Genomic DNA, 548 nt, shown 5'->3' on the forward strand with positions numbered 1-548 from the left:
CTCCAGCCGCGGCGGCGGACATCGCCACGCCGGCCCCGCCGCGGCTGGAGATCCGCCGCCGCGATGGCGACGACGCGCTGCTCGTTGTCGGCCGGGGCGGGCCAGTTCGATTCGACGTTGCCCGCGTTGACCGCGACCATCGTGAACAGATGGATCTCCTTCGTCCCGCGCGGCAGCACGAGGTCGGCCGACGTCTCCGGCTGCGCCTTCGTGTTCACCCGCGTAAACAGCGCGCGAAAATTGTCGGTGGAGGCGGCGAGGCAGTCGCGCAGGAAGGCCAGCCGTTCCGTATAGGTCAGGGTCGGATCGGGCGCCGGGTGGTCGGGATCGCCGACCTTCGCGAGGATCGCGCTCTCGGTCGCCGTGTAGATGAAGTACCCGGTCGCGCCGGCGGCGGGCGCCCACGACACGCGCACATGATGCTCGCCGCGCGCGTCGGCCAGGCTGGCGCGCTTGACGATTTCCGGCGGCTCCGGCGCGGGCGGGATCGGGTCGGACGCGTAGGCGATGTTCGGCCCCGGTTCCGTCGTGGAGCCGGAGACGGGCGG

The 548-nt window shown here is 72.3% G+C and carries 1 protein-coding gene; it reads right to left on the reverse strand.

Going from position 1 to position 548, the window contains the following annotated elements; translation table 11 throughout:
* The coding region (locus ACEN88_RS33920; protein WP_413346760.1) for a hypothetical protein at positions 1-548 on the reverse strand (548 nt) is incomplete at both ends.

The sequence above is a fragment of the Massilia sp. CT11-108 genome, assembly GCF_047302915.1.
Classification (GTDB): Bacteria; Pseudomonadota; Gammaproteobacteria; order Burkholderiales; family Burkholderiaceae_D; genus Telluria; species Telluria orientalis.